The 542-nt window shown below is 38.7% G+C and carries 1 protein-coding gene and 1 pseudogene; both read right to left on the bottom strand.

Features of this window, described 5'->3' with window-relative positions:
- Positions 1 to 255: ferric iron uptake transcriptional regulator (gene fur / locus ABN217_RS20175; protein WP_349459994.1), on the bottom strand; the 255-nt coding region annotated here is incomplete at its 3' end.
- A 172-nt stretch (positions 256 to 427) separates the two neighbouring features.
- Positions 428 to 542 (bottom strand): annotated as a pseudogene (locus tag ABN217_RS20170) (flavodoxin FldA); the annotation flags it as partial.

The raw sequence follows: 542 nt of genomic DNA, 5'->3' as shown, positions 1-542 counted from the left end.
CTGTTGAGTCAGTTCAAAAACGGATTTACCACCTTCGAAGTTGTGACGGGTCACAATGCCAGCATCGTCAAATTGGTTTAATACGCGGTATACTGTGGCCAGACCGATCTCTTCACCCATATCAATCAATTTTTTGTAGAGATCTTCCGCACTGACGTGATGGCACTCAGGCTCCTGAAGTACTTCCAATATTTTTAATCTTGGAAGAGTGACTTTGAGTCCAGCATTTTTCAATGCTTTATTGTTGTCTGTCATGCGGGTTTGTCCTGTATCTTAAATCAGAAATTTAACAATAATGAGACATTTTTAACATATATTCAGTTGTCTTCGAAACTGATTTACAATTATAGGCATGGAAACAAAAAATAGAAACCATGCATTGTCTCATTATTATAATAATATCAGCAATCCTACGCTGATTTGTTCGTTAGCCGAGGATCTCAGATAGAGACATCTCTGTTGAAATTTGTTGTACCCATGCATCAACACGCTCTTCGGTTAGCTCAGGCTGGCGATCTTCATCGATGGCTAATCCAATAAAA

It is taken from the genome of Proteus sp. fly-1067, from assembly GCF_040139345.1.
Lineage (GTDB): Bacteria > Pseudomonadota > Gammaproteobacteria > Enterobacterales > Enterobacteriaceae > Proteus > Proteus vulgaris_B.
The sequence above is the reverse complement of the archived record's forward strand: the minus strand, read 5'-3'. Positions and strand labels throughout refer to the sequence as shown.